Raw genomic sequence first — 6,892 nt, forward strand, 5'->3', positions numbered from 1 at the left:
GGGCTGGGCCAGGGCAGCCGCGCGATCGCCCAGATCGATGGTCTGCACGATTTGGCCGTGGGTGTGGTGATCAAAGCGCAGGGTGAGGTCGTAGCGCAGGCAGCCGCTGAGCAGCAGTGGCAGCCAAAGCAGCAGCGCCCAGCGCCAAATGAGGCGTTTAGCCGTACCAGCCCCAATCTGCCCCAGGGCCGTTAACCCCAAGACCGTTAACCGTTGTATTCCAGCGGTTTGCCGTGCCAAAATCCCACCCCTGCCTGTTACCGTAGCTCCGACCAAAGCTATACCATTAGAGCGTAGATCCAACGGTAGCCGGTAGCGTTGTATGACTGACCTTTCTCCTCCTCCTGCGACCGCCTGGCATACAGTTGGCACCGACGCAGCGCTGAGCCAGCTGGATAGCCATGCTGACACAGGCCTTAGTGCCCAAGCGGTGGTTGAGCGCCGCAGCCAGTACGGCCCTAACGAGCTAGAGGAAACCGGCGGTCGCCCGGCCTGGCGGATTCTGCTCGACCAGTTCACAAACATTATGCTGCTGATGCTGATCGCCGTGGCGGTGGTATCGGGGGTGCTGTCCTTTAGAAATCAAGAATTTCCCAAGGATGCGATCGCCATTTTTGCGATCGTCATTCTCAACGGTGTGCTCGGCTACCTGCAGGAGAGCCGGGCCGAGAAAGCCCTGGCTGCCCTCAAGCAAATGGCGTCGCCCAGCGTGCTGGTGCAGCGCGACGGTCGTTTGCAGGAGGTGCCCTCCCAAGACCTGGTACCTGGCGACATCATGCTGCTGGAGGCAGGCGATCAGGTGGCCGCCGACGGTCGTCTGCTGGAGGCGGTTAACCTGCAGCTGCGCGAGTCGGCCCTGACCGGCGAAGCCCAGGGCGTCAACAAACAGGCCAACTATACCTTGGCCGACGAGACCGCTCTGGCTGAGCGCAAAAATTTGGTCTTTCAGGGCACCGAGGTGGTACAGGGTCGGGGTCGCGTGCTGATTACCAATACTGGCATGAAGACCGAGCTGGGCCGCATTGCCGCCATGCTGCAGGGGGTCGAAACTGAGCCCACCCCGCTACAGCAGCGCATGACCCAGCTGGGCAACGTGCTGGTCACCGGATCGCTGACGCTGGTGGCGATTGTGGTAGTTGGGGGCGTGACTTTTGCTGGCTGGGAGTCCTTTGAGCGCCTGCTGGAGGTGGCTTTGAGTATGGCCGTGGCTGTGGTGCCCGAGGGTTTGCCAGCTGTGATCACCGTTACCCTGGCCATCGGCACCCAGCGCATGGTGCGACGCCACGCCCTGATTCGCCGCCTGCCTGCAGTCGAAACCCTGGGCTCAGTTACCACTATTTGCTCCGACAAAACCGGCACCCTGACCCAAAACAAAATGGTGGTGCAGCAGGTGCGTACCCTGAGCGAGACGCTACAGATTACCGGGGATGGCTATGCCCCCGAGGGCGATTTTGTGAGCGAGGGCCAGCTGGTAGACCCCCGACAGAGTGCCGACATTGGGCTACTGCTGCTAGATGGTCTGCTGTGCAACGACTCCGTGCTGCAAAAGGAAGCGGGCGACTGGGCGATTATGGGCGACCCTACCGAGGGGGCGCTGGTGGTGATGGCGGCTAAAAGTGGTCTAGATCGTCACCGCCTGGGCCATGAATTGCGACGGATGGTAGAGTTTCCGTTCTCCTCAGAGCGCAAGCGCATGAGCGTGGTGCTCAGCGGTGTCGAGGCATTGAGGTCTGACCTCAACCTGCCTGGGAACGTGGTTCAGGCTCCCTACCTGATGCTGGCCAAGGGGTCGCCGGAGATGCTGCTGGAGTGCTGCACCAGCCACCTGAGGGGGGCAGAGGGGGTGCCGCTGGGTGAGCAGGCGCGATCGCAGATTCTATCCGACAATGCCGATATGGCGGCCCAAGGGCTGCGGGTGCTGGGCTTTGCCTACCGTCCCCTGGAGGCAGTACCCGCCGAAGGCGAGGCCGATCGAGCCGAGCAAGACCTGGTGTGGCTGGGGCTCGTCGGCATGATCGATGCCTTGCGCCCGGAGGTGCGCGTGGCGGTGGAGCGCTGCCGAAGCGCTGGCATTCGCCCAATGATGATTACCGGCGATCACCAGCTCACCGCGATGGCGATCGCGCAGGATCTGGGCATTGCCGACCGCGAGGCCCAATCGCTCAGCGGGGCCGATCTAGAGAAGATGTCGCAGGCCGAGCTAGAGGCGGCGGTGAGGGATGTCAATATCTACGCTCGGGTGTCGCCTGAGCATAAGCTGCGCATTGTCAAAGCCCTGCAAAAAGATCACCAGATTGTGGCCATGACCGGCGACGGCGTCAACGATGCCCCCGCCCTCAAGCAGGCCGAAATTGGTATTGCCATGGGCATTACCGGCACCGACGTCAGCAAAGAGGCCAGCGACATGGTGCTGCTCGACGACAACTTTGCCACCATCGTCGCCGCCACCGAAGAGGGCCGAGTGGTTTACACCAACATTCGCCGCTTTGTAAAGTACATCCTCGGCTCCAACATTGGTGAGCTGCTCACCATTGCCCTGTCGCCGCTGATTTTGCCGATTTTAGATGTGCCCCTGACGCCGTTACAAATTTTGTGGATGAACCTGGTGACCGATGGCTTTCCGGCCCTGGCCCTGGCGGTAGAACCGGCTGAACCCGACGTGATGGAGCGATCGCCCCACGACCCCCAAGAAAGCATTTTTGCTCGCGGGTTGGGGGCCTACATGCTGCGCATTGGGGTTGTATTTGCCATTATTTCGGTGACGATGATGGTATGGGCTTACAACTGGTCGCAGCAGGGTGGTGACCCCGATCGCTGGAAGACGATGGTATTTACCACTCTCTGTCTGGCTCAGATGGGCCATGCGATCGCCGTGCGCTCCAGTACCCGGCTGACGATAGAAATGTCGCCCTGGTCAAACCCCTTTGTGCTCGCCGCTGTGCTGTTAACCTGCGTACTCCAGCTCATGCTGATCTACGTCGAGCCGCTGCGCAATTTCTTTGGCACTCACATGCTCAGCTCCTTTGAACTGCTGATCTGCTTCGGCTTTAGCACCCTGCTATTTGTCTGGGTAGAGTTCGAAAAGATCTACCGCCGCCTCCGAGGCAAAATTGTGAGGGACTAGAACTATTTTCTCAATCACTTGCCCATAACTACAGCATTACCAAATCCCCGCTATGATTCAATGGCGCAATATAGAGGTGTTTCGTGGCATAGATCTTAACGATTCCTGTGTTTTGAGCTGGAAACTAGAGCCGACACAGTTAGTTTTTGAGCTAGATGTGAGTGTATGGCCTGAATCCCAGTTTTACACAACACCGAAACCAAATGAATACACTTGCTATAGAACTGCCAGGCTTATATTTCGAGGTTGCGAGAAGATCACTGGACTACATGCAATGGGCGATGTAAGGCCAACTGTAGACCCTGACAATACAATTGACTACGACAATATCGATGCCTTGAACCAGGAAGAAGCAGTGATTCGAGTGTATGGAAACTTTGGAGAAGTTGAGATACAGGGCGGTAGTTTTGACCTGGAATTTGATGCAGTATAATCACTACTTTTAGGGAAAACGGTATTTTTTGAAGCTTGATTGTCAACACCGTCTAAGGCAATTTGATTTTAAGATCGACTCTGCTTCAAACTGGCAAAATCTTACCTCGCAGCCCTAGTGGAGCCTCAATGCCGTAGCGGTGCAGCAAAGTAGGCACTAAGTCATAGAGCTGTGCGCCCTCCAGCACCTGCCCATCCTTGGGTTCTTTGGGGTCGTAGAAAATCATCAGGCCCAGGGGAGCGTGGTTAGCATCGTCGGGGCCAGTGTCGTTTTCGACGGTGTAGAGGCTGTTAATGCCCACACTGCCTACCGATCGCCAGGCCAAATCGTCAAAATACACAATTAAATCTGGCGCACGACCGCGCACTTTTTGATAAATCTCCTGGGGCTTAAACGCCTTTACCGGCAGCGGGTTGCCGTCCGGATCCGTAAGTTGTGAGATCTTCATCGACAGCTCATCGCGCAGGGCTTCGTAGTTGGCCATCGCCACGCTGCCCTGGGGTTCGCGCCCCTTCACATTCAGAAAAATGCGGGCGTAGTAGCCCCCGGCTCCCCAGACCTGAGTGTTCTCCCAATCTACCTCTACTTTATCCAGGGGCAATACCTCGGCGGGGGCTTCCTTCAGCGTTAGGTAACCGTTGGCGATCAGCCACTCGTTGATGCAAATGCCGCCCATCAATGGCTGCGCCCCGTGATCAGACACCACCAGCACGGTGGTATCGGCGTCACAGACCTCCAGCAGCTCTCCCACCCGCTTGTCCACATGCACGTAGTAGTCGTGGATGGCGGTGGCAAACGGGGAACCCGCTTCGTACTGGGGATGGCGCGGATCCATGGGTTTCCAGAAGGCGTGGTGAATGCGGTCTACGCCCATATCTACCAGCATGCAGAAGTCGGGGCGATCGCGCCCGATCAACTTTTCGGCTAGGGTAAAGCGCTGGTCACAGAGACTGTAGAGGTTTTCCAGAATGCGCTCTTTTTCGTCGGAGCGAAAGTTGGGCACATCCAGCATGAAGTCGGGCATCCAGACTGTGATCTGCTCGTCTAGCTCGGGCGGATGGGTGAAGGGCACCTCGGGGCTGGGGGTGAGAAAGCAGGAGACCAGCGAGCCGTTGACCGGGTAGGGCGGCGAGGTGCCCGGTACGCTGAGGGCGGCCACCGTCCACCCGGCTTCCCCCAAAATATCCCACAGGCGAGGAAATTTGACCGCTCGCCCGTCGGAGATACTCATGGAGTGGTAGTCGCGATCGCGCCGATTCCGAAACCCATAAATCCCCAGCTCACCGGGGTCGCGCCCAGTCATCATGCAGCTCCAGGCAGGTACCGTAATGGCGGGAATGCTGCTCTCCAACCTGCCGTAGCTGCCCGCCGCCATCAGCCGCGACAGGTTGGGTAAATCTTGCCGCCACTGGTCAAACACCAGGTCGGGGGCCATACAGTCGAGGCCGATGATCAGCAGGCGAGGGGTGGGCATGGGAAGGCTCAAGAAATCGGCTAACGTTATTGTCCACGTCCTGGCTTACAGTCCACAAAGCCCAACGCCTCTGAGTCAACACTCATAATCGACACAGATAACTAGTCCAGCGAGGATTTCGGCAATCAAATTTGGTTCTAGCTTGCCGAGATATTTGGCAAAGCGCTGGGTAGAGAGGCTACGAATTTGCAACACATTGGCGGCAGAATCTCGATTGAGTCTATTGGTGGCGGTGGCAGGGAGTTTCACCATAAATGGGCAGCTGTCAAATTTGTCTTGCCAGGTGGTAATAGGGATGATAATGCGAAGGGGAATGGGGGCAAAGAGATTGGTACTGACTACGAGGACAGGGCGGGTTTTCTGAATTTCTTGGCCACGGGTAGAGTCAAGGTCTACCAGCCAGATCTCCCCACGACTAGGGCTCGTCATCGGGAAACTCCCAGTCTTCGCTGTCCAGCGCTGAAAACTCGGAGAGTGCAGAATCGGTTTTGAAGTCTTCGGCAGTATCGGCGATAAAGGGGGCCAATACCCGATGGCGTTGAGATAGGGGCAGGCTGGCTAGCTCTTGGAGGGATGGCTTCGTTGCCGGGGTTGGCGGCAGGAGAATTTTTTGCCGCAGAAATTCGGCAAAGTCGAGCACTTCTTGCTGCTTTTCGGGGGGAAGCTGGCGCAAGTGGCCGAGGAGAGTTTGCTCGAGGCTGTCTATGCTTTGCATCGCAGATATCTCGACGTAGGTGTCTTTAGTTTAAAACAGTTCCCTGGGTGGAGGTGTCGTCGAGAAGAGTACCTAGAGAGTGTATCTACTCCAGCGCCCCTTCGACCTGGGCGTTAAAGCCATACACGCGCCGCTCTCCGGCCAGCGGTACCAGGGTGACGTCGCGATCGTCGCCCGGCTCAAAGCGCACGGCGGTACCGGCGGGGATATCAAGCCGCATGCCGCGAGCCGAGTCGCGATCGAAGCTGAGGGCCGCATTCACCTCAAAAAAGTGAAAGTGGGAGCCGACTTGGATGGGGCGATCGCCCGTATTGGCCACCGCCAGCGTTACCGTCTCTTTGCCTGCATTGAGCTCGATCTCGCCCTCGGCGGGCAGCAGTTCTCCGGGAATCATCGGGGGCCTCCTAGGTTGGCAATTAGATCTTGGCGCGCCTGCTGGAGCGATCGCTCGACTCGCGGCAGGGCTTCCTCTAGCTCGCGTCGGGCGATGCCCTCGGCCCCGACCTCTAGCAGGTGGTTGAGGGCCATCAGGTGGGCCGTGTCGAGGGCAGTTTCCGCCGGTACCTTGACGTTGGGCATTACCCCCGTACCATCCCAGTTTTTGCCGGTGACGGGGTTGATCGCCTGACCCGTGGGCATAAACACCCAAAAATGGTCGTGCAGGCGAAAGCCGCGCCCAGGGTTAGCCCCACCGCGTGTGGTTTCGCCCACCACCGCCCCGCGCTTCAGCACTTGCAGGTTGTAGGCAAATTCCTCTGCTGCCGAAAAGGTCTCGGGGCTGGTGAGAGCAAAGACGGGCTTGTCGAGATAGCGCTGCCCCGGCACGTAGGGCACCGTCCACCACTGATGGGTTTCGTCGGTTTCGCTCCAGTACAGGTCGTTGAGATGAATCGGTGGGTGGGCCGGAAACAGGTAGCTACAAAGCAGCGCCACCGTGGCCGGAGAGCCGCCCTGGTTGTGGCGCAGGTCAAAAATCAGCGCCTCGGTGTGGGCGATCAGGGTCATGGCGGCGGCTAGCGATTCTCCCGCAAACTCCGGCGGCTCAAAGCTAAACAGCTGAATGTAGCCCACATTGCCTGCCAGCCGCTCTACTTTGTTGAGGTCGAAGTTGCGGCGGCGGCTGGCCTGGTACTGGCGCTCCAGGTC

7 protein-coding genes and 1 pseudogene are annotated in these 6,892 nt (G+C 58.4%); 2 read left to right on the top strand and 6 right to left on the bottom strand.

What is annotated here, in order from left to right; genetic code table 11:
* Positions 1-240, bottom strand: a pseudogene (locus IQ273_RS28455) (hypothetical protein); the annotation flags it as partial.
* An 82-nt stretch (positions 241-322) separates the two neighbouring features.
* Here IQ273_RS28455 and IQ273_RS28460 point away from each other — a divergent pair.
* Both IQ273_RS28460 and IQ273_RS28465 read left to right on the top strand, forming a co-directional pair.
* Positions 323-3,124 (top strand): cation-translocating P-type ATPase, encoded by a 2,802-nt coding sequence (locus IQ273_RS28460; RefSeq protein ID WP_194026485.1) that lies wholly within the window; start codon positions 323-325, stop codon positions 3,122-3,124.
* A gap of 52 nt (positions 3,125-3,176) precedes the next feature.
* Positions 3,177-3,557, top strand: a complete 381-nt coding sequence (locus IQ273_RS28465) for a hypothetical protein (RefSeq protein WP_194026486.1) — start codon at positions 3,177-3,179, stop codon at positions 3,555-3,557.
* 85 nt (positions 3,558-3,642) lie between these two features.
* Here IQ273_RS28465 and IQ273_RS28470 read toward each other — a convergent pair whose 3' ends face one another.
* The 5 genes from IQ273_RS28470 to IQ273_RS28490 all read right to left on the bottom strand — a co-directional run.
* Positions 3,643-5,031, bottom strand: coding sequence for an alkaline phosphatase family protein (locus tag IQ273_RS28470; RefSeq protein ID WP_194026487.1), 1,389 nt, complete (start codon positions 5,029-5,031; stop codon positions 3,643-3,645).
* A 75-nt stretch (positions 5,032-5,106) separates the two neighbouring features.
* Positions 5,107-5,460 carry a type II toxin-antitoxin system PemK/MazF family toxin gene (locus tag IQ273_RS28475; protein ID WP_194026488.1) on the bottom strand — a complete coding sequence of 118 codons (354 nt, stop codon included), beginning with the start codon at positions 5,458-5,460 and terminating at the stop codon, positions 5,107-5,109.
* Positions 5,447-5,746, bottom strand: a complete 300-nt coding sequence (locus IQ273_RS28480; RefSeq protein WP_194026489.1) for a DUF2281 domain-containing protein — start codon at positions 5,744-5,746, stop codon at positions 5,447-5,449. The genes IQ273_RS28475 and IQ273_RS28480 overlap by 14 nt, the downstream gene beginning before the upstream one ends.
* 85 nt (positions 5,747-5,831) lie before the next feature.
* Entirely contained in the window at positions 5,832-6,140 is a 309-nt protein-coding gene (locus tag IQ273_RS28485; protein WP_194026490.1) for an urease subunit beta, read from the bottom strand.
* Positions 6,137-6,892: S41 family peptidase (locus tag IQ273_RS28490; RefSeq protein ID WP_194026491.1), on the bottom strand; the 756-nt coding region annotated here is incomplete at its 5' end. The genes IQ273_RS28485 and IQ273_RS28490, both read right to left, overlap by 4 nt.

It is taken from the genome of Nodosilinea sp. LEGE 07298, from assembly GCF_015207265.1.
In the GTDB taxonomy this organism is placed as follows: Bacteria; Cyanobacteriota; Cyanobacteriia; order Phormidesmidales; family Phormidesmidaceae; genus Nodosilinea.

Bases quoted from the DNA above. Each gene is read 5' to 3' on its own strand.
- IQ273_RS28460 (WP_194026485.1), top strand. From the start codon at position 323: ATGACTGACCTTTCTCCTCCTCCTGCGACCGCCTGGCATACAGTTGGC.
- IQ273_RS28465 (WP_194026486.1), top strand. From the start codon at position 3,177: ATGATTCAATGGCGCAATATAGAGGTGTTTCGTGGCATAGATCTTAAC.
- IQ273_RS28470 (WP_194026487.1), bottom strand. From the start codon at position 5,031: ATGCCCACCCCTCGCCTGCTGATCATCGGCCTCGACTGTATGGCCCCC.
- IQ273_RS28475 (WP_194026488.1), bottom strand. From the start codon at position 5,460: ATGACGAGCCCTAGTCGTGGGGAGATCTGGCTGGTAGACCTTGACTCT.
- IQ273_RS28480 (WP_194026489.1), bottom strand. From the start codon at position 5,746: ATGCAAAGCATAGACAGCCTCGAGCAAACTCTCCTCGGCCACTTGCGC.
- IQ273_RS28485 (WP_194026490.1), bottom strand. From the start codon at position 6,140: ATGATTCCCGGAGAACTGCTGCCCGCCGAGGGCGAGATCGAGCTCAAT.